Below are 26,711 nucleotides of genomic sequence, written 5' to 3' on the forward strand. Positions count from 1 at the left end.
TTAAATTGAAAACGGAGAATGCGAAGCGGGAAGCTGGTAAACCTGTTAACGGCGTCGCAGTAGAACAACAGGATACGGAGAATCCATGGCTCCGTATAAGGGCGGATGTGGATTTCAACCTACGACGATTTTGGCATTACGAGGTTGTTTTCAAGACCTTAACCATGGAAATGGTGGACGGGCAAGGGAAAACCATCATGACCTTCCATAAGAATAACATGATCGATGTATCCGTTCGCGAGGCTTTCGGCGGAGCATCGTTTTTTATTATAACCGGTGATGGCGAGATAGAAGCTGCGAGATTCTCGCTTCCGTACATTGAACCTTTCCGACAGGCTGTTCCCGCGATAAGGAACTGGCTGGCGGAAAGGGACGAAACTGGAGGTCTTACCCTCCCAGCTCTAGAAGAAAGTACGGAAACGTATAGATGCTCAAAATGCGACAAAACCGTCTCTCCCGGTACAAGCAAGTGTTTAAACTGCAGCAGCAAATGGTCCATGCTGCGCAGGTTGGCGGCTTATTGTACCCCGTACCGAAGCCCCATGCTGGTAAGCGCGCTGCTGCTTGTTTTATCCGTATTTATTGAAGTGATCCCACCCTATTTGATCAAAATGATTGTGGATGAAGTGGCCAAACCGTTTGGAAGCTTGAACGTGCTTTTTGCATTGGCAAGCGGTTTGGCCCTTGTACAGGTCTTATCTGCTGCGATGCAAGTCATTCGAAGCTACCTTGGCGTTCGTATAGGCGGGAAACTGGTAGGGGCGATCCGCCGGGATATGTTCGGCGCTTTGATGAAGCTTTCGATGCGCTTCTTCGATCACCGCCAGGTCTCTCAATTTATCGGCCGTATCCAGGATGATACCGATGAATTAAAAGAATTTTTGACAAACGGCATGGTGTATCTAGTCACGCAGATGCTGCTCGCCGTAGGCATCCTGTTTATGCTATTCCATCTGAATTGGCAGCTGGCAGCGATGATTCTGATCCCGACCCCATTCTTGTTTGCTGGATTCTATTGGCTGTGGAAGAGGCTGAGCTCACTTTGGTATTCGCAATGGCAATCTGCTTTGCATGTCAACAATGTGATTGGCGAAGCGCTACAAGGCATTCGAGTCATTAAAGCCTTTGCGCAGGAAAATGCCGAGAAAAACCGTTTTGACAAGGTGAATAATCATTGGATCAATCGCACGATTTCCTTCGGTAATCTTTGGCTTGGCGTATCTCCGATTTTTACGGTACTGACGGCTGTGTTCGGCATCGCTGTTTGGTATTTGGGAGGACGATCGGTCATGTCCGGCACCATGTCTATTGGAACATTGACCGCCTTTACGACCTATTTGCTCATGTTCTTCGGGCCTGTTCAAGCCTCCGGACAGCTATTAAGCTGGCTAAACCGCTCGCTTGGCTCGGCCGAACGGATTCTCGAAATCATCGATGCCAAGGTTGATGTCCCTGATAAGCGGGACGCGGTAGAGCTTTCTTCCGTGTCTGGCGAGATCCGCTTTCATGGTGTACGTTACGGGTATGAAGTGGAACGACCGGTGCTAAAAGATATTAACCTCACTATACGTCCCGGTGAAATGATCGGACTGGTTGGCCGCTCCGGTGCAGGGAAAACGACTCTCATAAACATGATTTGCCGATTTTATGACCCGAATGCTGGAAGCGTTGCGCTTGACGGGCACGACTTGAGAGATATCCGGCAGGAGAGTCTCCGGAAGCATATTGGCGTCGTGCTTCAGGAAACGTTTTTGTTCGATGGTACGATTGCCGAGAACATAGCCTACGGCCGTCCGGATAGTCCGCCGGAGACCATTATCGCAGCTGCCCACGCCGCGAATGCCCACGATTTTATTTGTCGTCTGCCGGAAGGCTACGATACGCGCGTCGGGGAACGCGGACACCGTTTATCGGGCGGGGAGAAACAGCGTATCGCAATTGCGAGAGCGCTGCTGCTTGATCCGGAGATTTTGATCTTAGATGAAGCGACAGCATCTGTTGATACGGAGACGGAGCGGCTCATTCAAGAAGCGTTAAGCCGCTTAATCAGGGGAAGAACCACTATTGCGATTGCCCATCGCCTATCCACTTTACGTCATGCAGACAGGCTTGTAGTCCTCGACCAAGGCCGCATTGTTGAAATGGGGACGCATGAAGAGCTTTACGCGAAACAAACGCATTATTATCGTTTGGTCGAATCACAAAAACAAACAGCGAAAATACCATCGGAGGTCGGATAAGATGAACCCGTTATTCTTTTTAAGCCGCTCGGAGCTGAGTCAAATCCGTTTGTTCCGATCTTCTGAAGGTATTTTGCATTTGGAGCAGGAAGGTAAGGGTTTTGCCCGCGTAACACTTATTCGCAGTTTTCCGTATACAATGCCCGACAGGTTCATCTCGGTTCGCTCGGCGGAAGGGCGTGAAATTGCAATGATACAGGATGTGAAGCTTCTCGCGGAAGATAGCTTTCAGGCGGTACGAGAAGAGCTTGACCGAAATTATATGATTCCTGTCATTAAACAAATCCTGACTGTTAGAAAAAGAGGCAGCGAGTGGTATTTGCAGGTCGATACGAATTATGGCCCGGCAGCATTGGTCATGGATAACCTTCATGAAAATATCCAACCCGTAACGGAAAGTCGCTGGATGGTAACGGACAATGAAGGACGCCGCTTCGAGCTGTCCGATCCGGAGCAGATGGATGCCCGAAGCCGTGAATATTGGAAGAAGCTGATCTGATTAACGGTTTGTAAAAGTCAGGAGGTATTCGTTTGGAAAACAAAGGGTCATCCTCATATGAAAACACTGATTTTTTTTGTTAACTACTTATCGAGAAGAAACCGCGCAGACTCTGTCAATACCTATTAAATGAATGCACCCGCTCGCTTGAAATACGTAAATCTGCCCGTGAATAACAAGACAAAGAATCAATGAAATAAATGTTGAGAATACAATTAAGACTAATCAGATGATAGGAAGAGAAGTTATTTTTATGTCTCAAATAGAAATCATCATACATTGACAACATCTGTCGGATGACAAGAATATGAGCCGATTAATGACCGCCTAAATCGCGGTTTTTTTGTTGAAGAAAAATAGATATTAATATGATAATTTCACGGCTGGAAGGATTCATGCGTTCATATCGTAGACCCCTGGACTCTTCCAAATTACCATTGTTTTAGCTAGTTTGTCCGCTGAATACTTCTTCGATTCGTTTCGGGTACAAACGGAAGTTTCCGCTGCATCCACAGGTGCTGCTCTGAAAAAAGTATTGCATCATTGTTCTCATTTCTCCAGATTGTCCTTAGGTTTCTTGTATAACCTTAGCTGCTGTGGATCAGGCTTGTCTATTACGATGTTGTTAATTAAATCTTCTTTGTAGAAGTACCTATTTTCCTCATTCCACACATTCTTCGCATGAGATTACAAAGAACATATATTTAATGTGAATAGTGATTTACTCCTAATGGTTGCTGGCTATTCATGTTTGAATAGGCATATACCTGTGAGTTTGTTATTTGTGTAAGTGAAATTTGATTACAGATATTGGGGATTTGTTGTAGTTGTTGTAGTGCCATTTGATGTTCTTGTAAAGCTGTTTGAATAATTTGTGCAGCTTGTTGAGTTTGCTTTGACACTAGCTGTTTTATCCTCTTTTATGGGTTGACTTATAACTTGAATACAAGCACAAGCACAATTATTTCCATTGACGACTTGATTAATGTGTTCGAGAGTAGATAAACAATGCATTAATAATCGCCAACAAATACCCCCAGTGTAACTGAGGGTATTTAAGTAATCTAATTCAACATTTAAGCACGATCACGATCTCGAGCACGATTTCTAGCACCCGCTAATCCAAGTAAACCTAAAAGACCAAGCCAACCCCAATTTGAACCACGATTATCTGATGTTGCATTTGTTCTATAGTTGTTAGCGTTCAAAGATGTATTGTAATTATTGGTTCGATAATTTTGATAGTCATCTGTATTTAATGCACGATTAGTGTCATTAGTGACGCGATTGACATCGTAACGAAGCTCTTGTCCCGGTGTATTAGCGTTACTTTCCGCTGATACAGAAATTGAGTTGAACATCATTAAACAGCTGATAAAGCCAATTAATAAAATATTTTTCATTTGATTACCTCGCTCTGTTTTGATTTTAATACAATGATATGTTTTGTAGTAAAGCTTAAATTTATACAAAAAATTAATTGTTATAAAAGGCGTGGCGGAAAATGTTTTGCGTCTTTGGCTATCACGTTTCTTTTATTCCAACAATCCCAATTCCTCATATACCTTATTTGATACAACACCGTTCTGCGCCAAATGATGATCACGTTGAAAATTTTTCACAGCCGTAGTTGTATTCGAGCGAAATTTTCCATTACATATTCCATTAAAGTATCCGGAGCTCTTTAAACGAGACTGAATTAGTTGTACATCTCCTCCGACGTCACCTTCCGCCAAATCCCTCGGTTCATGATTCGGATCCCCCAATATGTGTCCATATATCGTTACTTTAGCCCCGAGTGGAGTCATTTCGAATAATTCAATGACATCATTGTTGCGCATACGTATACAACCGTGACTCAAATGCTGCCCGATAGAAAACGGTTTGTTCGTGCCGTGAATGCCATAATTCCCCCAAGGGACGTTTAATCCTAGCCATCGTGGACCAAAAGAGGGACCCCAGTTTTCTCCCTTATATACGACTTTGTATTCCCCAACAGGGGTTGGAGTGGACGGATTACCGACGGCGACGATATAAGTTTTAATTTCCTTTCCCTGTGCCCGTACTATTAATCTGTGTTGTTGAGGATAAACTTCGATAGAAAACCCTCTTTGATCAGTTACGATCGGTAGCGAAGGTTCGGCATTAGTTGTTTGAAAATTGATTACCTCAATCGCGCTCAAAATAAGCAAAGCTATTGCAAAAACTCGAAGAAAGAGGAAAGTTATTTTTCGATTCATCTGTAGTCACCATAAAATTTATTTTCTTAGCTATTGCTGTAGCTTATCCTCTGATCTAATTTTTCATTCTGAATAATGACATTTAATCATTGCACATTTTTTTGTTTGGTAATATATCGACCTCAATTTTAGGAAGCCCCAATTTATTGTAGTGATTTATAAAAACTCGATCAATTGTAACAACCGTTTAAAGGCTTTCTACCAGAATGATTTTTTATTCTGGTCATTAGTAATTCACTTTCAATTATTAGTTTGTGTCTAACAAATGGGGTGTAGTTTAATTGGCCCTGAGCTTTGCCATGCTTTAACATCTCTAATGAAAGGCAAATGGCAGATTTATATATTATCAATAGAATCATTTGACTGAGATACAGAAACAAAGAATGCTGCATTTCGAATTCATTCGAAATGCAGCATAGAGAATGGTGAAGCATCATTTATTGTATCCTTCTGAGAAGTTTTAATACAAAAATATATAAATCATATGCAGAATCAAAACAAAAAACTTCTAATTATAGGAATTTCGACTGTTTCAGCAATTGCATTTCATTGATATAAAAATTAGTATTGATTCCGAGCAAGAAATTGCCAACCTTTCTCTTTGCAGGTACGGAAGCAATTCCGTTATCAGTAAGCAATGTATCACATTCTTCAATCTCCATCTTTGCTTGATCAATGAGAGCATCCAGTATTTTTTTAAGTCTTTAATATCTCCTCCTGAGATATTATATCCATTAGTGGATAATGCATAGATGTACGCCATTGCCTAGAATTTGGGCGAAATATAGATTAGTCTGAAACTGAAGCAGCATTATCACCTTTCCAGATTATCCATACGAGAATACCCATCGATACGACTCCACCAAGTAATCCTAATGCCATATCTTTTTGCGTATCAAAGATATCACCTTGCATTCCAACAAATTTGGCTTCGCCACCTGGTCCGGCTATTAAGGCGGCAGACATTTCTAAGATCTCGAATAGTGCGCTAAAACTGAGCACAACGGCAACTGGCAGAGCTATTGACCAAATTCCGCGTAACTTAACTTTGGATTTTAAAATCTCATAGAATGGAAAAGCAAAGAACAATCCAAAGAAGAAATGAACGACTCGATCGTAATAGCTTCTTCTTGTATGAAACAATGTTTTTAGCCAATGGTCAAATGGTGTGCCTTCATATGTATAATGTGCCGCATAAGTATGAAGACAAAAGAAAACAAGCATCAGAAGATAGGACAGATTTGAAAAACGAAACCATTTATAAGTGAAAATAAGGATAAGGATAACCAAGATTAGCGGTAAGCTATCAGCTAGCCATTGAGATCGCTCAGTGGGTGATATGGCCATAAGACCAAAAAATAGGATGAAGATGAAGATCATGAATTTTAAAGGTTTATTTCGAGCAAAAGGAATGCTTGTACTTGTCCAATCCATTCGTTCTTTAGTCATGGGAATTTCACTCCTTACATTGGTGATCGTATGATTCCCGGTTTTAGAAAAATAAATACAGATCACTGGCAAGTAATGAATCAGCAAATCAAATTTTAGTGGAAGCCAAAATTATCGCAGCAAAAAAAGAGTGAATACCGAAGACCGTGGGAGGTGCAAGATGCAAGAGAAGTAACGTAGTGCTTTCTAAACGGGATGCTGGGATAGTATTAATCCCAGACACCCCAATTGGAATAGAAGTCATTTAGATGATGATCCAGACGGTAAGTAATTATAGATCTGGTGGAGTAAAGACTTTAATTGCTTATTTGGACGAGGTTCCAGAAGATCAAGCTCATTAAATGTACTTACAATGTGGCGGCCTTTTAATCGAATGTACGGTTTTAGTTTTTTTGATTTCTTCTTCATGCTAATCACTAAGACCTCCTGAAATTTATGATAATGGCTTATTTTATGTCTAAGGAAGGCAGATCGCCTGTGCATTCGCCAAAAGTGTTGTATCTAAAGGGTTATATAGATGACTTGCTGTGAGTGCGATCGAGCAACAAAATTCGTTGAATACAGAACTACATGGAAGGACTTAATGGGATGCATAACGGAAGAAGTACCCGAGCAGCCGAATGTATGAAGCTAACTGTCCTACCTTACATAAAAAATACCCTCCGGATGTTTGGGAGGGCTAGACGGACTTAGATATGGTAGTCATATATCTTATGCTATGAATAAAAAAACGTGAGTCAATTGTTTTTACACCTCTTGATTAATTTGTGCAGCTTTTTTTCACGTTTGTTCAAGTATTTTTGCATTATTGAGTTCTTGGTTTAACTGTTGATATTGACCTGATGCTTGCTGATGATAACTAATTGCATAGCTTATTTTGCCATTGATAATTAGATTTTCACCTAATTTAAAAACAAATAATGCTGCATATTCGATTTAATTCGAAATGCAGCATTAGGAAGTGAAGAATTATTTATTTTAACCATCTCAAAACAATTTTAATTGCATTCACACATCTAATACCCAACTGAAGCTTGTGACTAACCATTTTAATCCTTTCGTTGTGCTTCGTCGTTGTTATCGTCAGCAGCCTCTCCAACCTTATTTCCCAATGCTGCGCCTACGATACCGCCAACAACAGTTCCAACAGGACCCAAAGCAGAGCCTACGACTGCACCTGCAGCAATACCACCCGCCGTTCCTACAGCTTTTCCGATGTCAGCTCCATCCGTATTGTTACTATTTTGGTCAGAATCAAGATTTCGATTGAGTTCTTCATTTTTAGTCATTTAATTTCACTCCTTCGTTTTAATGACAGCTGCTACATTTACCGTAGTCACAATGGATATCATGTCCTAAATAGTATGAAAGGATTCATTCCTTGATGAGCTTGAAGCTATTGCGCGGTAATCGATCCGGACAAAGGGATGTGTAAGGATGTCTCGCATGGTGAATTCACTGCTTCAATGCTTGGATGAATTAAAATCGGAGAGTATATTACATGCTGCAACCATTTTGGATGCAGAATTGGATTCTGTAATATGGGGAAGATTTGATACAAAAATGAAATATGATGCCCCAACAGATTCAGAGACGTTTACTGGAAGCATGGCTCACGAATTATGAAACGATTTTTAGTATGGATACAAAAACACGTCTCTTTTTTGCAATAAAAATATCCCCACCAAGGTTCACTCAATCTTCATGTAACAACACGAAGTTTTTTGAGTGTCTACTTAAAGGGGATAATACCATACCTTAAATTGAAGCAAGGGGATTTGTAATTATGTGGATTCATTACACTTCAATGATGATTGGTAGAACCATTGGCCGTCTTTTTGTTTTTGCATAAAGCAGCTTACTTGTAGATTCTTTAATACGATGTTTTAATATAGACCACTTACCGTCGTTTCCATTTTCTTGTAAGTCAGCAATGGTTTTCATCACAAGTCGACCTACTTCGCCTAATAAAGCTTCGGATTCTCTAACGTATACGAAACCTCTGCTAATAATATCAGGCCCGGATAGTACGGAGCCTTCTATACGACTAAGTGTGACAACAACAACAAGGATGCCATCCTCGGCAAGATGTTTTCGATCGCGTAATACAATGTTTCCGATGTCGCCTATGCCCAAACCATCGACAAGCGTATTACCGGCGGTAACTTTCCGTGTTTGTTGTACATGATTTCCAGATAGGTCAAGAACATCTCCGATATTCATTATATATATATTATCCTTCTCTAGTCCAACAGACTCAGCAAGTAAGCGATGCTGGTATAACATGCGATATTCTCCGTGGATAGGGATGAAATAGGTTGGTTTCATTAGCGTAAGCATAAGTTTAAGCTCTTCTTGGCTGCCGTGACCTGACACATGCATACCTGTCGCAACACCTGATCCATGAATAACATGAGCCCCAAGCATATACAGATGATCTAACATGCTTGCAACGTTCTTTTCATTCCCTGGAATGGGTGATGACGCGAGGATGACGGTATCACCAGAAGAAATTTCTGTATGTGGATAGGTGGAGCTAGCAAGACGCGAGAGTGCAGCCATCGGTTCACCCTGACTTCCCGTACACAATACCGCGACTTTTTCTCTCGGGAGCTGATTGGCCTCTTTTGCTTCAATGATCATACCTTCGGGAATATGGATATAACCGAGCTCCTGAGCAATCGTTACGACGTTGATCATGCTGCGACCAAGCAGCAGGAGCTTGCGGTTTGTTAGAATAGAAGCATCCACAACTTGCTGCAAGCGATTAATGTTGGAAGCAAAGGTGGACAGAAATATTTTATTTGTTGCTTTCTGAAAAGCATCTGCAATTTTTTCGCCTACCAATCGTTCAGATGGAGTGAAGCCTGGTCGCTCAGCGTTCGTGCTCTCGGATAATAAAGCAAGCACGCCTGCTTCACCAATTTTCGCCATCCTATGAATGTCTGGGAATTGTTTATTGGAAGGGGATAGATCAAATTTGAAGTCTCCCGTATGAACGACCGTACCTTCTGGCGTCTGTAATACGATGCCAACACAGTCTGGTATGCTATGGTTTGTACGGAAAAAAGAAAGCTGAAAGCTTTTTCCTAGCTCAATAAATGAGTCTGTTTTAATTTCATGAAATAAGGTTCCTTTGAGACGATGTTCTTTTAGCTTTCCCTTGATTAAACCAAGTGTAAGACGAGTTCCATATAAGGGAATATTCAGCTGTTTTAATATATAAGGAATTCCGCCGATATGATCTTCATGTCCGTGCGTAATCACTAATGCGCGTACTTTTTCTTGATTCTCAATCAAATAGGAAATGTCAGGGACGATTAGATCTATGCCGGGCAGACTCTCGTCCGGAAATTTAGAGCCACAGTCAATGACAATGATGTCGTCAGCATATTGGATGACATACATATTCTTTCCAATTTCAAAAACACCGCCAAGGGCAAAAATAGATAGTTTATTCAACTCTTTATTATTCATCTCCAACAAACCTCCGCATCATTGGTAAATGGTTAAACGAAAACAGGAAAAAACCCTGCTTTTCAACAGGGTTTTTCCTATTAGGAAGCAGCTTATATTTTAAAATCCTAGCATTCAAATCGTAAAACCTAGACTATGTTCACTCGGAAGTATAGTTTTTCCGTGAGTATTGTTGCTTTGGAAGAAAATATCGCATCATGCTGCGCATTTCACCAAACAGACCGCCGAGCGTATTCTGAAGAACTTTAGCAACGGCTGGATATGGTCTAACTACAGCGTAAATTCTCTTTTAGAAATAAAATTTATCCCTTATTCCTAATTCATTAATGAGAATAGTTGTTAAAGCCTTGTGGTTGTTGATGGTTGTTCATAGTTGAATATGCAGTCATTTGTGTTTGTGATGACTGAGCCACTTGGTTGCAGATGGTTGAGATTTGTTGCAATTGCTGAAGTGCTGTTTGATGGCCTTGCAGAGCGGTTTGTATAATTTGAGCGGCTTGCTGTTCACGTTGTGCTATTTGTTCCAGTGCTTTTGCATTATTGAGTTCTTGGTTTAACAATTGTTGATATTGCCCTGATGCTTGCTGAGTTTGGTTCACCAATTGTTGGATAAGTTGTTCGGCATGAGCTAGTTGTTGCGAAATCTGATTGTTGGACTGAAACTGGTACAAATGAATTCCTCCTGTTGGATATTTTGGATTTTCTGACCTGATTAGAATGACTCAAACTAAGATGGAATATTCAATTTCCTCTAAATTTAATTTTCATATCCATGAGCTGCCGATTCATAGTCAAAAGGCATTAATACCGAAATTGGCGAAATGAACGAAGGACGTACGAGGTCGTTCAGCCCTTTTAGGCGTATTAACGTTTTGTTATTAACGAGAGAACAACCGATACCGGCATTAGTACGGTCGAAGTAGCGGTAGCATTCATCACGATAGAAAAATTTATCAAGAACCAGGCACTACAAAAAAAATTCATCATATATAGTTGATATCCGTTCGGATTTGATGAGGAGGATATCATGCAACCTATGTTACCTATGGAAAAATATTTTGGGCAGTTTGAACTGGTGCATGCTTTTTATGGGGCTATGCCTACAGGTGTCAGCGTTTCTGAAACTGGCCGTATTTTTGTTTGCTTTCCGAAATGGGGAGACGACGTTCAATTTACTGTGGCGGAAATTGTTGAGGGTGAAATGCAGCCTTATCCCAGTTTAAAAATAAATTTGATTAATACTAGCAACATTGTAATGTCTTTCGTCAGTGTCCAAAGTATCGTTGCTGATGGAAGAGGAATACTTTGGGTACTAGATACAGGGGCACCAAATTTTTCTGAACCTATTCAAGGGGGAGCAAAATTAGTTGCTGTTGATTTAAGCACGAATACAATAAGAAGAGTATATACCTTTACAGAAGATGTTGTCTTGCCAACAACTTATCTGAATGATGTCCGTTTGGATTTTCGTGTTGGAAGAGCAGGTTATGCATATATAACGGATTCTTCTTCCAGAGGGCCAGGAGCTATTATCGTCGTAGATTTAGAAAATGGGAACGCGTTTAGACGGTTAAATGGGGCAATATCAACTTCACCTGATCCCTATTTTTTACCGAAAGTAGAAGGTGAAATTTTGATGAATCGAAACCCGGACGGCTCGACTTCCCCATTTAGATTGGCTTCCGATAGTTTAGCGATTTCTCCTGATGGAAAGGTTTTATTTTATGCTCCGCTAACCAGCCGTCAACTGTTCTCAATCTCAACAGAAGCCCTAAGAGATAGAAGGATACAGGACATGAATTTATCCCAATATGTGCACTATTGGGGGGAAAAAGGTGCGTCTGATGGAATGATCACCGGCGCAAACGGCACCGTTTATGCGGGAGACTATGAAAACAACAGTATCCGGAAGATATTGCCGAATGGTGCAATGGAAACCATCGCACATGACCCGAGAATTTTATGGCCGGATACTTTTTCGATTGGCCCCGATCAATACTTATATGTCATTGTGAATCAATTACATCGGCAGGCGAGATTTCATTATGGAAGAGACCTGCGGGAAAAACCATATAGTTTACTTCGTATGAGAATTGATGAATTCCCTGCTCCTACCTTTTCATAATAATTTTAAACGAATGTAGCTATCCCTGATCCCAAACTAAATCCCCTATTCCGCTTACGGAGTAGGGGATCTTCAATTCTAACCAGGAGCGAACAACGTATGACACAAGCTAATCAACAACTTGAGTTCTTCTCGGCAAACCACTACGAAAAGTAAGTTCCCGCGAAGCGTGTTAGTATTATCAGCCTCAAGTTGGTCCGCGAGTCCACCATCCTGTACCCCGACAGATCCATCCTCATCCATCCTCTTTACCTCAGTATATGTAGCCAAATCCTACGGCACATTCTTGAGGATGACGATCGGGAGCACTTCTTTGTGATCTGCCTAGACAGTATCCGCCCTTATTGTATTGTTGGATTTTTGACACGGAGAACATTTTATTCTCTGAAGTCTCCGGTTAAAACCAAAAACGCGCTTGAACCATTGTGGTTACACATTTTGCTGGGATGAAATACGGTGTCAGGACGGAATGTTCATAGCGGTCTGAATGTTTTTCAGATCGAGCTGAATTTGCTCTGGAATATGGTAGGGATGATATAGGCCCCGCTGCATCATGTAGATTGTTATCTTTTCATGGGTGTCTATGGCTTCGTCGAGCTGTTTCATCAAAATTTGCTTGATTTCAGGGGTGGCACATTCGGTCACGGCCATGGCGTAGTTTCTGACTCCGCTCTTGGCGTTCATCAAATAATCCATTGCGATCACGTCATCGGTCAGCGTATGAAGCCCTGCCATGTGTTCTAATATTGTGTTCATGTTTTATCTCCTATAGGATCATTTTAGACAGCACTCCACCGAGCTCCTGAAGCTGCTGCTGTGATAATTGCACATCTTGCTGCAAAATTTGCATGAGCTCCGGGTCGGTTACCAGAGCTTGCATGGTTTTGGATTTGGTCATGCAAACCGTCTTGAACGCAGCTATTTCATGAACCTCCAGCATCTCATGCAAAGCGTAATTGGAATTCATTCGGATTGTCCTCCCATGTATCTATCCATATTCAAGGCTTTAAGATGACTTTGATGCAATCGTCCGTTTTCGTATCGAACACTTCATAACCGCGCTTGGCCTCGCTGAGCGGAATGACGTGCGTAACAATATCTCCAGGGTCCACTTTGCCCGACGTAACCAACTCGTACATATACGGCATGTAGTGAACGACCGGAGCTTGTCCGGAACGGATATTCACGTTGCGCTGCATGATGTCGCCGAGCGGGAATCCGTTATAGCGTCCGCCGTATACCCCAGTGACTTGGATAGTCCCGCCTTTGCGGACAGCCTGAGACGCAATGATAAATGCGCTCATCGTGCCGCCTTGCAGTTTCAAACCGCTTGCTAGAAATTCGAGATCGCTCATCTTGCCGTCCATTCCTACCGCATCAATCACGACATCGGCGCCGCCTTTGGTCATTTCCTTGAGATTGTTACCGATATTCTTATCCTGTTCGAAGTTTACGATTTCCACATTGTTCGTTCGCTTCGCATGCTGTAAGCGGTAATCGACATAGTCGACGGCTATGACCCGCTTTGCTCCTTTTAGCCAGCAGAATTTCTGGGCCAGTAGTCCGACTGGACCGCAGCCGAGCACGATGACCGTATCACCATTCTTTACGCCGGCGTTATCTACGCTCCAGAATGCCGTCGTCATGGCATCGGCGATCAAGCTTAGCTTTTCGTCCGGTTGTTCGCAGTTTTCGGGAATCTTGAAGTGGGTAAAATTTGCGAACGGGACTCGTAAATACTCGGCTTGCCCGCCAGGGTATCCGCCGGTCGTTCCGGAGTAGCCGAAATATGCGCCCATGTCCCCGTGTTCGTTTGAATTGTCACATTGGCTTTCCAGCTGATTTTTGCAAAAAAAGCATTCTCCGCATGCGATGTTGAATGGGATGATTACACGGTCGCCTTTCTTTACCTTTGTCACGCCTGGGCCTACCTCTTCTACGATCCCCATCGGTTCATGCCCGATGACATAGTTCTCCTGAAGGTTAGGGATCATCCCGTGAATAAGGTGAAGGTCGGAACCGCATATGGCGGTACTGGTGATCTTTACGATCATATCGTCCGGTTTCTCAATCTTCGGATCCGGCACCTCTTTGACTACGACATTTTTAATCCCTTGATACGTTACCGCCTTCATGCTTTATGTCCTCCAATATGTTCATCTGGGGTCCGATCAAACATCCCTTTACGCGACGTATCACCCGGGAACAAATTCATCTGCCCGATCATCACCGTATTTTTCGCCGAAAGCTGGTCGAGTTGGTACTGTTCGTTCAGCTCGTAAGGATGGAACCATTTTTTACGAATCATGAGCTCCGTGATTTCTTGGTGCATTGCAATCCCCTGCTTAAGATGATTGCGCAGCAGCGCTCTTACATCCGGAGAAGCCGTTTCCGTCAGGGCGATGGATAAATTTCGCACACCCTCCTTGGCACGAAGAAGGAAGTCCATTGCAAAAGTCATATCTGCCATTTCTGGCATATTTAATGAATTAATCGGGTCTAAATAATCGGTATTCATTTGCGTTCCCCTTTAATGTGTTATAGGTGTCGGGCTATTCGGAACAGGCGCTTGGAAAGGAACTCTTGCGTAGATTGCTTGCAGCTCGGTGATTTGTTGTGTGGATTGAATGACGTCTTTCTGCATTAACGCTTTTAGTTCTTGGTCAAAGACCAAGCCTTGCATAAGTTTTGACTTAGCGATGCAGAGCGTTTTAAAGTTTAACGCTTCATGTAGTTCCATCGATTCGTGCGGCGCTAGCGTTGGCGTATTCATTGAGTAATTATCACCTCCTGTTTTTTCATCAACGTTAGATTTTCCGAGGCACCGGATCTTATACTAAAATTGTTTGCCGGAAAAGTGGGATCCGGATATTCCCATGCAGTCGCAGGAATATAAACAAAATCTCATCCGCATACTTATTTCTGTTTAAATTAATGATCTTTGCTCAAGGGAGGATGACTCGCTTTGCCCAATGAAAACAAAATTGATCTAGCTACCGAAAATGCAAGAAAACCGGCAGAAGGTACACTTAACTCGAGCGGCAATACGCTGGAGCAGCATGCATTTAACGCAGTTTCTGAGGCGCAATCGGCTTTAAATCAGGCGATAAACTCGATAAGTGAACCTAATGCGGCAACAAATTCACAAGCTTTGGAGACGGCCCGGCAGCAATTGACCCAAGCAGAGGAATTTTTAGATCAAGCACAAACCTCAGAAAACGCATTACGTCTACCGGACCAACAATAAAATGGTCTTGGCGCAGATAGGCTTGGTAGAGAGTCTCCTTCTTTTTCGGATACATGTGGAGTCAGGCTTACTAATGTCGAGGTATGATCGTCTATCGATGTCGAGAAGACGCTGCGATGATGTTTACCCTTAGCCGATACTCTCCGTATGGGCAAAGAATCTACGTTGACGCTCGGAGGAACGTATTTGCCACAGGAACAGAGAGTCACCGTCAGAAGGCTTCGGCTTGTGCCGAAGCTTTTTGTTTTTTGAGATGTCTCGGACATTTTCAAAAAATTTATTCGAATCCGGGTATTATTAAGCAGTGAAGCCCCATTTATACAATTAGCTGGACTTTGATCTCTCCCTGAAGACAGCCTGCTTCACTTTACAAATTGAATATCGACAAAGGGCATTAACATCTACGTGTCGGAGCACCGCGAACTCATTACGGGCGGCAAAGTGGAAACCTGCGACGTATGATGCACTAATCAATAACTCTTATTTGTGCTTGAAAATGATGGAGGAAATATTCTGTATATAAGAGTTATCGACCCACTTCACCTCCTCTGTCCGAAAAATAGAAAACCCGATCAAAATAGATCGGGTTTTTTGTCTCAGTATTATACTTTCAATGCAGAATTAAGAAGCACTATTCTATTAACTCAAACAAACTTCCGACTCGTCTTCTTCCCATCACAGATGAACACAATCTATATCTGAATCGAGCTCGCGTACCTCGAACATTTTTTCCCTGCCCTTGCCAGGGACGCGTCCGAAGCGTGCTTGTTCTTCCTTCGTTGGATTATCGAATCGGCGCTCGATATCCTCGAATATTTTCAAGCCCAAATAATAGGGATTCAAGGTGTGCCGGGATGGCTGCACGACAGAGGAGTTTAGCTTAGCGAACGTAATCGTTTCATCGCTCGTTAGATCAAGCTCGCGAATAATTCGCTGATGTCAGTAGGATGCCCAGCCTTCGTTCATAATCTTTGTTTCGATGATTTGCGGCCAGAAGTAGAGCATCTCATCACGAAGCATAGATAGAATGTCGCGCTGCCAATCCTCCAGAGTAGGGGAGTATTCCTCAATGAACCAGCTGAGATCTTTTTCTGGCCATGGCGGAAAACGCTTGGCGTCAGCGGCCTGCGATTGAGCGAATCCATAATATAGATTCTTATCGAATCGGTGCTGCTTATGTTAAGTAAATAGCAACATTCTCCGGTGTACGTCCCTCAGGCTCATGCTTAGGCTGCTCTGACAGCACCGTTCCATCCTCTAAGTGCAGCCAAGTATCGAAGCTTCTCTCTCCTTCTTTCAAGGAAATGACCCTCGCTCCTGTTAAAAAGGGCCGATCCAGATATGCGTTACGGGTCGTCCGGCCATAGCAAAGACGGATGCCATGCCAATCGCCCCAGAAATCGTGACCGTGGTCATGGCCAGCGAAGGTGCCCATGACATCGCCCATCTCGATCATAGCTGCGAAGAAGCCGGAATTCACCCAAGGCGCGCAGCAGAAAGGAGCATTACGCTCTCCGTAGCAGACACCGAAGTCCCATACATCGTTATATTCAGGAAGCGGTATGTGAAAAAAGGCGAGGGAGGGCAGCGGCGTTCCGCCATTGCTTCCGGTAAGTCGATAGGACTCACGTGTGTACCAATCAATCTGATCGCGGCGAATCCAATCATAATAGCCCATTCTGCTATATTCCAGCGGAGAGTAGCTGCCTGAATCCAGAAAATAAAGGGCTGCAGCCGTTTCGCGTTCTTTACCTTCTACGGTAAGGACATAACTACCGGAGCCATGAATGCCAGGTAGGTCAGGCTTAGCATAATTATGTGGGTAGGTCAGCTGCAGCGCATGAAGCTGCTCCCGCGTGACGGTTCCTTCCGTATCGTGGTTGCCGAACACAGCAGCCCAAGGGATGTTCAAGCTCTCAGGCACTGAGCAAGCGCGTCGAAATGCGACTACCGGGTTAGGGTGACCAGCTGAAGCGATGACATCTCCTGTGTAGACGACCAGATCAGGCTGCTCGTCTTTCAGGATATCTAGCATCATAGCTTCCATCCTTTGTTCTTCCGCTTCGTATGAAGAAAATTCGGGATCTGTGAACTGCACAATTTTGAAGCTCCCATCTTCTCGAAACCGCAGCGACTTAGCCATTGTGGGACTCCTCAGCGGCAGCTGTTTTGCTATCGACGATAGTAATGCTCTTGGATGCCCATGTGTCATCAAGCAATCCCTCTGGTAAGCGAGCATCCCATTGCTGAGTCAAGGTTAATCCTAGCGCAAGTGCAGCAATTGCAGCTGTATCTGTAATGGATACAGGTCCTTTTAGAAGACCGCTATTAATCCCAGGTCCGATACAGCCCCAGAATACGTCACGGTCCATTGGATGGGCGCTGCCATGGCTGTATTTGTTATCACCGCCTCCGCCATGGTCAGTGAGAAGTACAACTAAGCTGTCTTCCATAAGACCTAACTTCTCTAATCGCTTCAACACACTGCCGATTAGTTCGTCACAAGTAGTTATCGCAGCTAATACTCCGGACAATCATCTCTGTAGCCGTAACGGTGTCCAGAGCCATCCGGTTCATCCAGTTGTAGAAATAACAGACGAACGTCCTGATTCTCTTCCATGTATACGAGAAGAGAAGAAACAAGCTCCGCATCCGGCAAAGAAACTTTATGTACGCCGAGATTATCTTCAATAATACCGGAGTTAATCGGACCCCAGCTGCTAAAGGAAGCAAGCTTAGCCTCTGGCTGTTGTTCTCTTACTAGTCGAAAGAGGGAAGGAAAGGGAGAATCACTCGGATAGGATAGTGTTGCCGCCTTCTCATTATTTAATTTATGCTTGTCAGGCTGTACCCCATGAAGCACAGATCCCCAACATTCTGCACTGATCGTCGGCATTTCCGCCTTGGCATCAAAGGTGTAGGCTCCACGTGGAAGCCAAGCATCTAGATTCGGTGTGTCTGCTTGCTGTACGAAATTACCCGCACCATCCATTCCAAGAATAAATACCCGCTGTACAGCCTTAGTTTGCTTCATCATCTTTCACTCCCTCATATTAAATCTCTCGTGAAGGACGTGTATTCCATTAATAGGAAACGGCACGACCAGTTCACGCTTTTAGCATAAGAGCACCCGTTATAACCGTCAATATCCTAATTCATGCTCTGAGACAACTAGTCATTAGCGTGATAAAGATATGTCATTATTATAGTAGTTCACTTGATTAACAGCCCACTATAATGAGAGACAGAGAACGACAACATGAAAGGGTGAGCCTTATGACGGCGTTTGCATCAAACGATACATCCACAACTATGAGTAGCCGAATGCGAACATTCAAAAAAAATATAAAGAAATACAGGGCTTTACTCATTATGATGGTCCCCGGGCTAGCGTACTTGATTTTAAACAATTATATTCCTATGTACGGAGTCATCTTAGCTTTCAAGGAACTGAACTATGTAGATGGCATTTGGGGCAGTCCTTGGGCTGGAATGTACAACTTTAAGTTTTTGTTCAGTTCTCCCGATGCTTTTCTGATAACGAGAAATACGATTATGTATAACGTGTTTTTCATCGTTGTGAATACCACTTTTGCGCTTCTTGCCGCACTGTTGGTCAACGAGATCAAAGATAAAGTCATCACCCGTTTTTACCAGAGCACGTTTTTGCTGCCACATATCATTTCAATGGTAGTTGTCGCTTATCTGGTATACAGTTTTTTAAATACCGATAGCGGGCTTATCAATAGACAGTTAGACAAATGGTTTAGCGCCGAGTCGATCTCTTGGTACAATGAGCCGGATTATTGGCCATATATTTTGGTTATTGTGAATGCGTGGAAAAATGTCGGCTATTTGGCAATTATTTATTTTGCGGCCATTATCGGTATTGATAAGGAATTTTACGAAGCGGCAACCATCGACGGCGCTAACAAATGGAAACAGATGACTCGGATTACGATTCCACTCATCTCGCCAATGATTATCATCATGACGCTGCTAGCGATCAGTTCCATTATGCGTTCAGACTTCGGTCTATTCTATCAAGTACCGATGAACTCAGGTCCGTTAATGCCTACAACTAATACGATCGATACATTTGTCTACCGAGCAATGATTGAGCGTGGAGACATTGGAATGTCGACTGCCGCTGGTATTTATCAATCTGTTGTCTGCTTCTTCTTGATCTTAGGGGCAAACTTCGCAGTTCGCCGAATCAGCAAGGATGACGCGTTATTCTAATCGATAAAAATTCATAAAGAGAGGAGGCATCAAGCAGATGCCAGTTACATCACGTTTGCGATCTCCACTTATCCATCTGTTCTTTGTGCTCTTCAGCATAGCGTCACTATTCCCGTTCATTTTAGTATTCATGGTCTCCATTTCAGATGAGAGTTCTATTGCCCAGAACGGATACAGCTTAATTCCAAGCAAAATTAATTTCGCCTCTTATCAGTTCTTATTTAATGACTTTGGTCAGATTGCGAGATCTTATGGAGTAACCATTCTCGTAACTCTTATTGGAACAACGGTCAGCTTGTTTATAACGGCGCTCTTCGCTTATCCTTTATCACGCAAAGACTTGCCGCTGCGCCGCACGATGTCATTTCTTCTATTTTTCACGATGTTGTTTAGTGGAGGCATGGTGCCCTGGTATATCACCTATGTGACAATGATTGGGCTCAAAAACACACTGTTTGGCATGATTATACCCAATCTATTACTGAGTGCCTTTAACGTTTTGTTGATGCGTAGTTTTTTTGCCAACACGATACCAGAATCTATCGTTGAGTCAGGCACGATCGACGGGGCGAGCGAGCTGACTATCTTCATGAAGCTAGTGGTGCCGCTTTCAGCTCCAATTATGGCGACAGTCGCCCTCTTCAATTTGTTAGCTTATTGGAATGACTGGTACAACTGTATGCTGTTTATCGATAAACCAGATTTGATGAATATCCAGTACCTTATGACCAAGACGCTAAATAATGTACAGTTTCTAATTATGAAGGCGGATACATTCAGTCAAGTAGGCGAACTTCTTTCCAAAATGCCAACCGAAGGTGTTCGAATGGCACTCGCCATTATCGGCGTCGCGCCGCTCCTGGTCGCTTATCCATTCTTTCAAAAATTCTACATCAGCGGTATCACCAGCGGTGCGGTTAAAGGTTAAGAATACGCATCTAGGTTTCCGATAAAAACAAAGAGAAGAAGGGATGGTTACATTGAAGAAAAAGCTGCAAATCGGATTAACCCTGATCATCATTGTTATGCTAGTTCTGTCCGGATGCGCACAGAACAAAACAGGAGGTTCCAACACTCCAAAAGAGGATACGAATAACACACCATCCAATGAGACTGGTGATGCTGCAAGTCTCAAGCCTTACAAAATTACATTGATTTATCCTGGTGCTGTGCCTAAGGATCTAAAGCTTGTTCAGGATGAAATGAGCAAATACTTAACAGAAAAAATCAACGCAACTATCGAATTGAAACCGATTGATTGGGGCTCTTGGACAGACAAGACTAACCTGATGAAAATTTCCGGCGAATCCTTTGATCTCATCTTTACTGCCGGATGGTTTGGTTATGGATTAGACGTATCCAAAGGACAATTTGTAGAACTGACAGATCTCATTGCAAAACACGGTAAAGATATCCCTGCCATTTTGGGCGATGATTTTATGAAAGGCGCACAAATTAGCAACAAGACTTATGGCGTTCCTACCAAAAAGGAATTCGCACAAGGTTTTGGTTTCCTTCTAAACAAAGAATTGGTTGATAAATATAAATTCAATACTGAAGGAGTTAAAACTCTGGAGGAAATGGAAGAAATGTTTAAAGTAATTAAAGAAAAAGAACAAGGTATAGTACCCGTTGTTAGTAATAAATTTGCAAACACTTGGGGAGCAGCTAATTACGATAGCGGTATAATTTCACGTGACAGCAAAGAGTTGAAAGCTATTGATACCCTAGAAGACCCTAAATTTATTGATTTTCTTAAGCGTATGAGACAATGGAATCTTAATGGTTGGTTCGATAAGGATGTTATGACTTCAGATTCAAGCGGTCAAGCAGAGAACATGATGAAAGCCGGCAAAGCCTTTGCAATCGGTTCATCATTGAAGCCTGGTAAAGATAAAGAAATGTCTGTAACAATGGGATTGCCGCTCGTACAAGTTGAGACAGCTCTACCTTATACAACAACAGGTGAAGCAAATGGAGCATTGCTATCGATTTCCCGTACTTCCAAGGATCCTGAGAGAGCAATGATGTTTCTTAATATGCTGTATACGGATGCTAAACTTCTTAATATGCTGGATTGGGGAATTGAAGGTACGCACTATGTTAAAAAAGCAGACAACGTCATTGATTATCCAGAAGGCGTAACCGCTGAGACACAAGGCTACCCGAGCCCAGGCGGTTGGATGTTCGGAAATCAGTTCATCTCATACCTGTGGGCAAACGAAGACGCTGACAAGTGGGAACAATTCGAGAAGTTCAACGAAAGTTCCGAACGCTCTATCGCTCTTGGCTTTACCTTCGATGAGGCACCAGTTAAGGCTGAGAAGGCTGCAGTCGGTAACGTAGATAAAGAGTTCCAGATGGTTCTGAACTCAGGTGCTGTCGATGATGTGGAAGGAACAATTGCCAAGTATAAAGCTAAGCGTAATGCTGCGGGATACCAGAAAATTTTGGAAGAACAGCAGCACCAGCTAGACGAGTGGGCCAAAGCGAATACGAAATAAGTTATATGCAGGAGTTGGAGAGTAAACCTCCAACTCCTCCTTCTTTTCCAACCTGATGAGATATGCCATAATAAAATGCAAAAGGTATACCGACATGAAGGAATAGGGGAAGAACTGTGATGAATCCTAAAGGCTCTTTGCGTTTCAAGTTAACGGTCGGCTTTATTACCATTACGTTGCCTCTAGTCTGTCTGCTGCTTTACAGTAATTACACGGCCTCCAATTCCGTACGAGAACAAGCGGCGGAGTCGAGCAAAAGTATGATCACACTATATTCTAACCAGATCCAGACTGCGCTTGGCATAGAAACTAATTTTCTATACGATTTAGCAACCGCGGATGTGGATATTCTGTCATTGAACAAGATGGTCTACAACTCTAACGAATATACATTGACCAAGATGCGGATCCTGAACAGCTTAAGCCGATATAATCGGTTTGACAGCACTGTAGATATTCAGTTCGCCTATTCTAACGCATATCTTGATCTAATTCATACCAATATCAAAACAGCCTCTTACGATGAAAATCTGGCCATCAAGCAAGGCCTTCAGGACTTGCTTGACACAGTAAAGCCTGGCAGCCCGTTATTTTCAGGGTGGAGGGTAGTTAGCTCTGGTAACATACATGGCTTGGTACGCATTGTGGATTCGGGCGCTGGTGTATACTTGGGAGCATGGGTTCGCCTTGAAAAGCTGATGATTCCTCTGGATCTGATTCAGCTGGGAAGAGAAGGCTTTGCTGCTCTTGCGGATAGTGAGGGGAAACTGATCACCGGAAGCTTCGATGTTGGCGGTTTCGCCGATCCTCCTCTTATTGACTTCTACGAGAAATACCAGAGGATTATGGGAGAAAAAGATACATACATTGTCGTCAGTAATCCAATTATCTCAACGGATGTTACGCTGGCTGCGTTCATTCCGGAAAAGCGAATGCTTCATAATCTTGCTCGTTTTCGTATGATTATTGCTTGGATTCCGGTATTTGCCGTTGTGATGCTCTCTCTCTATTTGATTTATCTTAACGGTATTATTCTCAGGCCGATGAATGAATTAATAAAAGGCATGCGCACTCTCAAAAGAGGGGACTGGGCATATAGGCTGAACAATTCTCCTTCTAGGGAGTTTTATATGGTCAATGAAACCTTCAATGACATGGCGCATCAAATTCAAAAACTGAAAATTAACGTTTATGAAGAACATATTCGAGCTCATAAGGCGGAGCTTAAGCATTTACAGCTGCAAATTAATCCGCATTTCCTGCTCAACAGCATTAATGTGGTCTATAACCTTGCTCAGCTCAAAAATTATTCCGTAATTCAAGCGATGTGCCTTAATCTAGTGAAATACTTTCGCTTTACGACCAAAACGAGCAAGCAGTTTGTTACTCTCTCCGAAGAGATGGAACATATGGACAGTTATTTGCGTATTCAGCAGCTCCGCTTTCCCGAAAGGATAACCTATCGGTTTGTGATGGATGAGGACTCGAAGAAGGTACAGATTCCTCCCTTGATCGTGCAGCCTTTTATCGAGAATGCAATCAAATACGGTTTCGACTTCATGGATGATCCTTTTCATATTGAGATTCATTCCATAATAGATACCGATCAAAAACGTTGCCGCATTCGGATTGTTGACAACGGCAGTGGATTCTCGCAAGAGCTGCTGGACTCCTTACGGAGTGGTCGCTATTTCCATCAAACAAATGATCAGCATTTGGGCATCTGGAATAGCTATCATCGCTTGCAGCTTCTTTACGGCAACACCTTTCGCTTGGAATTCGATAATTGCGCTGACTCTGGCGCTCTAATAGAGTTGGAGATTCCTGTCGAGGCTCCAGTAGATTAGGGTATAGCGTTGACTCGGATTATAATAGAGAGGTTTTTGATTCCAATAGATTTATCATGATAGCAGGAGGCGAAGAGCTTGCAGGTTCTGATTGTTGATGATGAGATGTACTCCGTCATGGGGATAAAGGATGCAATCAACTGGGATGCACTAGGTGTCTCTGCGGTATTCGATGCCTATAACATGAGAGAGGCTGTTAAGATCTTTCAGGAGCAAGAAATTCAAATCATGATTAGTGATATCGAAATGCCGAAAAACACAGGAATCGAATTGCTAGAGTGGGTAAACGAGAATTCCCCGAATACGGAGACGATCTTCTTGACGGCTCACGACGATTTTAGGTTTATGCAGCGGGCCGTCCAGCTCAGCAGCTTTGACTATATGATGAAGCCTGTGGAATATGAAGTCTTGGAAGAAGCGATCCGGAAAGCTATTCTTAGTGTGAATAAGAAGAGTGCAGAACTGGTACAGAGCGAACAATACAAGCCATATTATGAGTTGTGGAACAAAAAAAAGACGCTGCTTAGCGAACGCTTCTGGTACGATCTGCTGTCAGAACGTATTGTGGCTAGAGAGAATGACAACTGCAGCCTGCCAGCTGAGTACGGCATAACATTGAAGCCGGATGATCGACTGCTTCCAGTCATAGTCAGCGTAGAAAATTGGAAGCGGGAACTCAGCACGCGGGATGAGGAAGTGATGGAGTACGCCATTCGTCAATCCTCCTCCGAGCTGTTGATTGCCGACTCACGAGGAGAGGTCGTTCAGACCAAGAACGGTGTCACGTTGGCGATCCTCTACTTCTCACCGGAAGAGGAGTCCACGCTTCGTGATCGTATTGGTGATAGATGCAATATGTATATTGATGCTTGCAGTCAATACTTAAACTGTACGGTATCCTGCTACATCGGTGAGCCTGTGAGACTGCATGAGTTAACGGTGATGTATAAGACGCTGTTGTCCATGGAGTACAATAATCTCAGTGAGTCCAATCAGCTGAACTGGCTTAGCAAGCAGAGTCCAGATCCTTTTCCAGATCCTTGCTTGCCTGACTTTACGGCTTGGGCGCTGCTGCTCGAAAACGGCAAAGAAAAAGAACTGGTTCAGCAGCTGAGGAATAGTCTTCAGGAGCTGGCTTCGGATCGACGATTTGGTGCAAACGCGCTGCAAGCCTATTATCAGGGATTTCTGCAGATGATTCACTACCTGCTGCAGAAGAAAGGTCTCTCTGCCCATCAACTGCTTCAAGACACTAGCGTCCCTCAAATGAAAGCGCCTCCGCGTACGCTAGAGCAGATGGAAGAGTGGGGTATAAATCTGATTCAAAAGGTATATTGCTATCTCTTTCAGGAAGAGTCAGTCATTCCACGTCTTAAAGCATTTATTGCTGATCATCTCAGGGAGAATATCACCCGGGAAATGCTCGCAGAATACGTTCATCTCAATCCTGCTTATCTCTCCCGTTTGTTTAAAAAGGAGGTAGGGATGAGTATTACAGATTATTTGCTTAACGAGAGGATGCGGATTGCCAAAGCGTTGATTGCCAGCTCGACAATGCCGATTTCAGAGATCGCTCAATCGATTGGATATAGTAACTTTTCCTACTTCTCTAAAATGTTCAAGCGTGTCTATCAAGCGAACCCCCAGCAGTTTAGGAAGCTTTCTGGCAGCTCGAACAGCTGAATTGTTCGTTGTTTTTCATCGCCGCCCGATTAATTGGGCGGCTTTTTTTTTGCCGCAGCTTATAGAAAGCAATGAAGTCACCAGTCTGTTAGTAGATAGTCATTATTCTGGTAGAGTGAAATGGGCTGTGTTCATACAATTCAAGTACAGCATTCTTTACAGTGAAAGGAGATCAGCCGGATGAGCAATAAAATGAAATTTCGTGAGGATGGTACCTTCGTCATTGTCCAATTCTCCGATGTGGAGTTTATAGACGCGGGAGATTATGACTCGGATACACCGGAATTTAATCGCTTGACAAGGGAGACAATGGAAAGCGTTATCAAACAAGAGAAGCCGGATCTAATCGTATTTGCCGGTGATGTTACAGCTAGCGCCAGAGGAAATGATCCGATTCAATCCTTACGCGATGCTGTCGCGGTAGCGGAGGAGAGCGGCATACCATGGGCAGCTGTTTTCGGCAATCATGATTCAGAAGGAGCCGTTTCTCGTGAGCAAATGCATGAAGAACAGCTAGCCCACAGCTACTGTGTCGCTGAAGCCGATCCACCGAATGTAAGCGGGTCTGGTAATTATATCATTACTCTTCTTGACCAAAATGATGAAACGGCCGCTGCTTTGTATTTCCTCGACAGCGGTGATTATTCTTCTAACCCGTCGGTTGGCGGCTATGACTGGATTCGAAGAGATCAAATTGAATGGTATGTCTCCGAATCGCAGAAATTGTCGTCCATTAACAATGATTCGCCCTTACCAGCATTGGCGTTCTTTCATATTCCTCTGCCGGAGTATCAAGAGGTATGGAATAATCAGACTTGTCTGGGACACTGCTTTGATGGAGTAAGCGCACCGGTTATAAATTCCGGTTTCTTCTCGGCGATGGTGGAGATGGGAGATATAATGGGGACGTTTGTTGGTCATGATCATGCGAATGACTTTAGCGGAACGCTGCATGGTATCCGCCTTTGTTACGGCCGATCTACGCGATATGTGAGTTATGTGGATAATGTCCGCAAGGATCATTTTCAAACGGGAGCAAGAGTTATCCGATTAAAGGCAGGCGAGCGGAATTTCGATACATGGATTCGCCAAAATGACGGAACGATTGCGGTTTTGCCTGAGCATTATCCGAACCAGTCCGACTAATTATAAAAGCTT

Annotated in this window: 27 protein-coding genes and 2 pseudogenes; 11 read left to right on the top strand and 18 right to left on the bottom strand. The window is 43.2% G+C overall.

The genetic code is table 11. The features are described from left to right. Nucleotides 1-5: 5 nt before the first annotated feature. Both AC1DOV_RS13520 and AC1DOV_RS13525 read left to right on the top strand, forming a co-directional pair. Nucleotides 6-2,240, top strand: coding sequence for an ABC transporter ATP-binding protein (locus AC1DOV_RS13520; RefSeq protein WP_477550202.1), 2,235 nt, complete (start codon nt 6-8; stop codon nt 2,238-2,240). Nucleotide 2,241: 1 nt separating this feature from the next. Beyond that, a complete protein-coding gene (locus AC1DOV_RS13525; RefSeq protein WP_477550203.1) occupies nt 2,242-2,739 on the top strand; it encodes a DUF1854 domain-containing protein in 498 nt (165 codons plus the stop codon). A 454-nt stretch (nt 2,740-3,193) separates the two neighbouring features. On the opposite strand, the pseudogene AC1DOV_RS13530 reads toward AC1DOV_RS13525, so the two are convergent. From AC1DOV_RS13530 to AC1DOV_RS13555, 6 genes and pseudogenes are all read right to left on the bottom strand, one after another. Beyond that, a pseudogene (locus tag AC1DOV_RS13530) lies at nt 3,194-3,411 on the bottom strand (manganese catalase family protein); the annotation flags it as partial. Nucleotides 3,412-3,443: 32 nt separating this feature from the next. Next, nucleotides 3,444-3,641 carry a hypothetical protein gene (locus AC1DOV_RS13535; protein WP_477508856.1) on the bottom strand — a complete coding sequence of 66 codons (198 nt, stop codon included), beginning with the start codon at nt 3,639-3,641 and terminating at the stop codon, nt 3,444-3,446. Between the two features lie 174 nt (nt 3,642-3,815). Beyond that, entirely contained in the window at nt 3,816-4,142 is a 327-nt protein-coding gene (locus AC1DOV_RS13540) for a WGxxGxxG family protein (protein ID WP_339204196.1), read from the bottom strand. Between the two features lie 132 nt (nt 4,143-4,274). After that, nucleotides 4,275-4,979, bottom strand: a complete 705-nt coding sequence (locus AC1DOV_RS13545; RefSeq protein ID WP_477550204.1) for a L,D-transpeptidase family protein — start codon at nt 4,977-4,979, stop codon at nt 4,275-4,277. A 789-nt stretch (nt 4,980-5,768) separates the two neighbouring features. Then, nucleotides 5,769-6,428 carry a DUF2238 domain-containing protein gene (locus tag AC1DOV_RS13550; protein ID WP_477508854.1) on the bottom strand — a complete coding sequence of 220 codons (660 nt, stop codon included), beginning with the start codon at nt 6,426-6,428 and terminating at the stop codon, nt 5,769-5,771. Nucleotides 6,429-7,477: 1,049 nt separating this feature from the next. Next, entirely contained in the window at nt 7,478-7,717 is a 240-nt protein-coding gene (locus AC1DOV_RS13555; protein WP_477512528.1) for a glycine zipper domain-containing protein, read from the bottom strand. Nucleotides 7,718-7,865: 148 nt separating this feature from the next. Here AC1DOV_RS13555 and AC1DOV_RS13560 point away from each other — a divergent pair, with 148 nt between their 5' ends. Continuing rightward, nucleotides 7,866-8,054 (top strand): hypothetical protein, encoded by a 189-nt coding sequence (locus AC1DOV_RS13560; protein WP_477512529.1) that lies wholly within the window; start codon nt 7,866-7,868, stop codon nt 8,052-8,054. Nucleotides 8,055-8,225: 171 nt separating this feature from the next. Here the strand turns inward: AC1DOV_RS13560 and AC1DOV_RS13565 are convergent, their stop codons facing one another. The 3 genes from AC1DOV_RS13565 to AC1DOV_RS13575 form a co-directional block, all read right to left on the bottom strand. Continuing rightward, a complete protein-coding gene (locus AC1DOV_RS13565; protein ID WP_477512530.1) occupies nt 8,226-9,905 on the bottom strand; it encodes a ribonuclease J in 1,680 nt (559 codons plus the stop codon). A 139-nt stretch (nt 9,906-10,044) separates the two neighbouring features. After that, nucleotides 10,045-10,188 carry a manganese catalase family protein gene (locus tag AC1DOV_RS13570; protein WP_477512555.1) on the bottom strand — a complete coding sequence of 48 codons (144 nt, stop codon included), beginning with the start codon at nt 10,186-10,188 and terminating at the stop codon, nt 10,045-10,047. A gap of 40 nt (nt 10,189-10,228) precedes the next feature. Next, a complete protein-coding gene (locus AC1DOV_RS13575) occupies nt 10,229-10,576 on the bottom strand; it encodes an AMP-dependent synthetase and ligase (protein WP_477512531.1) in 348 nt (115 codons plus the stop codon). A gap of 356 nt (nt 10,577-10,932) precedes the next feature. Here AC1DOV_RS13575 and AC1DOV_RS13580 point away from each other — a divergent pair, with 356 nt between their 5' ends. Further along, complete coding sequence (locus AC1DOV_RS13580) at nt 10,933-12,030, top strand: L-dopachrome tautomerase-related protein (protein WP_477550205.1); 1,098 nt, start codon at nt 10,933-10,935, stop codon at nt 12,028-12,030. 459 nt (nt 12,031-12,489) lie between these two features. Here AC1DOV_RS13580 and AC1DOV_RS13585 read toward each other — a convergent pair whose 3' ends face one another. The 5 genes from AC1DOV_RS13585 to AC1DOV_RS13605 are packed head-to-tail and all read right to left on the bottom strand — an operon-like array spanning nt 12,490 to nt 14,803. After that, nucleotides 12,490-12,786 carry a spore coat protein gene (locus AC1DOV_RS13585; protein ID WP_477550206.1) on the bottom strand — a complete coding sequence of 99 codons (297 nt, stop codon included), beginning with the start codon at nt 12,784-12,786 and terminating at the stop codon, nt 12,490-12,492. A gap of 10 nt (nt 12,787-12,796) precedes the next feature. Beyond that, nucleotides 12,797-12,997, bottom strand: coding sequence for a hypothetical protein (locus tag AC1DOV_RS13590; RefSeq protein WP_339204146.1), 201 nt, complete (start codon nt 12,995-12,997; stop codon nt 12,797-12,799). Nucleotides 12,998-13,028: 31 nt separating this feature from the next. Continuing rightward, nucleotides 13,029-14,165 (bottom strand): zinc-dependent alcohol dehydrogenase, encoded by a 1,137-nt coding sequence (locus AC1DOV_RS13595; RefSeq protein WP_477512534.1) that lies wholly within the window; start codon nt 14,163-14,165, stop codon nt 13,029-13,031. Continuing rightward, nucleotides 14,162-14,548, bottom strand: coding sequence for a spore coat protein (locus AC1DOV_RS13600; protein ID WP_053376866.1), 387 nt, complete (start codon nt 14,546-14,548; stop codon nt 14,162-14,164). Before AC1DOV_RS13600 ends, AC1DOV_RS13595 begins: the two co-directional genes overlap by 4 nt. Nucleotides 14,549-14,560: 12 nt before the next feature. Next, nucleotides 14,561-14,803: a spore gernimation protein GerQ gene (locus AC1DOV_RS13605; protein ID WP_339204144.1), complete on the bottom strand. Its 243-nt coding sequence runs from the start codon at nt 14,801-14,803 to the stop codon at nt 14,561-14,563. Between the two features lie 192 nt (nt 14,804-14,995). Between AC1DOV_RS13605 and AC1DOV_RS13610 the strand changes: the two genes are divergently transcribed. Beyond that, nucleotides 14,996-15,277 (top strand): hypothetical protein, encoded by a 282-nt coding sequence (locus AC1DOV_RS13610; protein ID WP_477512536.1) that lies wholly within the window; start codon nt 14,996-14,998, stop codon nt 15,275-15,277. 696 nt (nt 15,278-15,973) lie between these two features. On the opposite strand, the pseudogene AC1DOV_RS13615 reads toward AC1DOV_RS13610, so the two are convergent. From AC1DOV_RS13615 to AC1DOV_RS13630, 4 genes and pseudogenes are all read right to left on the bottom strand, one after another. Next, nucleotides 15,974-16,399, bottom strand: a pseudogene (locus tag AC1DOV_RS13615) (SpoVR family protein); the annotation flags it as partial. A 52-nt stretch (nt 16,400-16,451) separates the two neighbouring features. Beyond that, nucleotides 16,452-17,420: a metallophosphoesterase family protein gene (locus AC1DOV_RS13620; protein WP_477550207.1), complete on the bottom strand. Its 969-nt coding sequence runs from the start codon at nt 17,418-17,420 to the stop codon at nt 16,452-16,454. Beyond that, on the bottom strand, nt 17,413-17,811 hold the full coding sequence (locus AC1DOV_RS13625) for a sulfatase-like hydrolase/transferase (protein WP_477550208.1): 399 nt from the start codon (nt 17,809-17,811) through the stop codon (nt 17,413-17,415). The genes AC1DOV_RS13620 and AC1DOV_RS13625 overlap by 8 nt, the downstream gene beginning before the upstream one ends. Continuing rightward, nucleotides 17,796-18,314 (bottom strand): hypothetical protein, encoded by a 519-nt coding sequence (locus AC1DOV_RS13630; RefSeq protein ID WP_477550209.1) that lies wholly within the window; start codon nt 18,312-18,314, stop codon nt 17,796-17,798. The genes AC1DOV_RS13625 and AC1DOV_RS13630 overlap by 16 nt, the downstream gene beginning before the upstream one ends. Nucleotides 18,315-18,649: 335 nt before the next feature. Here AC1DOV_RS13630 and AC1DOV_RS13635 point away from each other — a divergent pair, with 335 nt between their 5' ends. The 6 genes from AC1DOV_RS13635 (at nt 18,650) to AC1DOV_RS13660 (ending at nt 26,699) form a co-directional block, all read left to right on the top strand. After that, nucleotides 18,650-19,519, top strand: a complete 870-nt coding sequence (locus AC1DOV_RS13635) for an ABC transporter permease (RefSeq protein ID WP_430060320.1) — start codon at nt 18,650-18,652, stop codon at nt 19,517-19,519. Nucleotides 19,520-19,556: 37 nt separating this feature from the next. Further along, nucleotides 19,557-20,447 (top strand): carbohydrate ABC transporter permease, encoded by an 891-nt coding sequence (locus AC1DOV_RS13640; protein WP_477550210.1) that lies wholly within the window; start codon nt 19,557-19,559, stop codon nt 20,445-20,447. Between the two features lie 43 nt (nt 20,448-20,490). Beyond that, nucleotides 20,491-22,023, top strand: coding sequence for an ABC transporter substrate-binding protein (locus tag AC1DOV_RS13645; RefSeq protein ID WP_477550211.1), 1,533 nt, complete (start codon nt 20,491-20,493; stop codon nt 22,021-22,023). A 119-nt stretch (nt 22,024-22,142) separates the two neighbouring features. Beyond that, on the top strand, nt 22,143-23,870 hold the full coding sequence (locus AC1DOV_RS13650) for a sensor histidine kinase (protein ID WP_477512556.1): 1,728 nt from the start codon (nt 22,143-22,145) through the stop codon (nt 23,868-23,870). A gap of 78 nt (nt 23,871-23,948) precedes the next feature. Beyond that, on the top strand, nt 23,949-25,553 hold the full coding sequence (locus AC1DOV_RS13655) for a response regulator transcription factor (RefSeq protein ID WP_441880558.1): 1,605 nt from the start codon (nt 23,949-23,951) through the stop codon (nt 25,551-25,553). 180 nt (nt 25,554-25,733) lie between these two features. Next, nucleotides 25,734-26,699 carry a metallophosphoesterase family protein gene (locus tag AC1DOV_RS13660; RefSeq protein WP_477550212.1) on the top strand — a complete coding sequence of 322 codons (966 nt, stop codon included), beginning with the start codon at nt 25,734-25,736 and terminating at the stop codon, nt 26,697-26,699. Nucleotides 26,700-26,711: the final 12 nt, after the last annotated feature.

The sequence above is a fragment of the Paenibacillus sp. 01T47 genome (genome assembly GCF_056398245.1).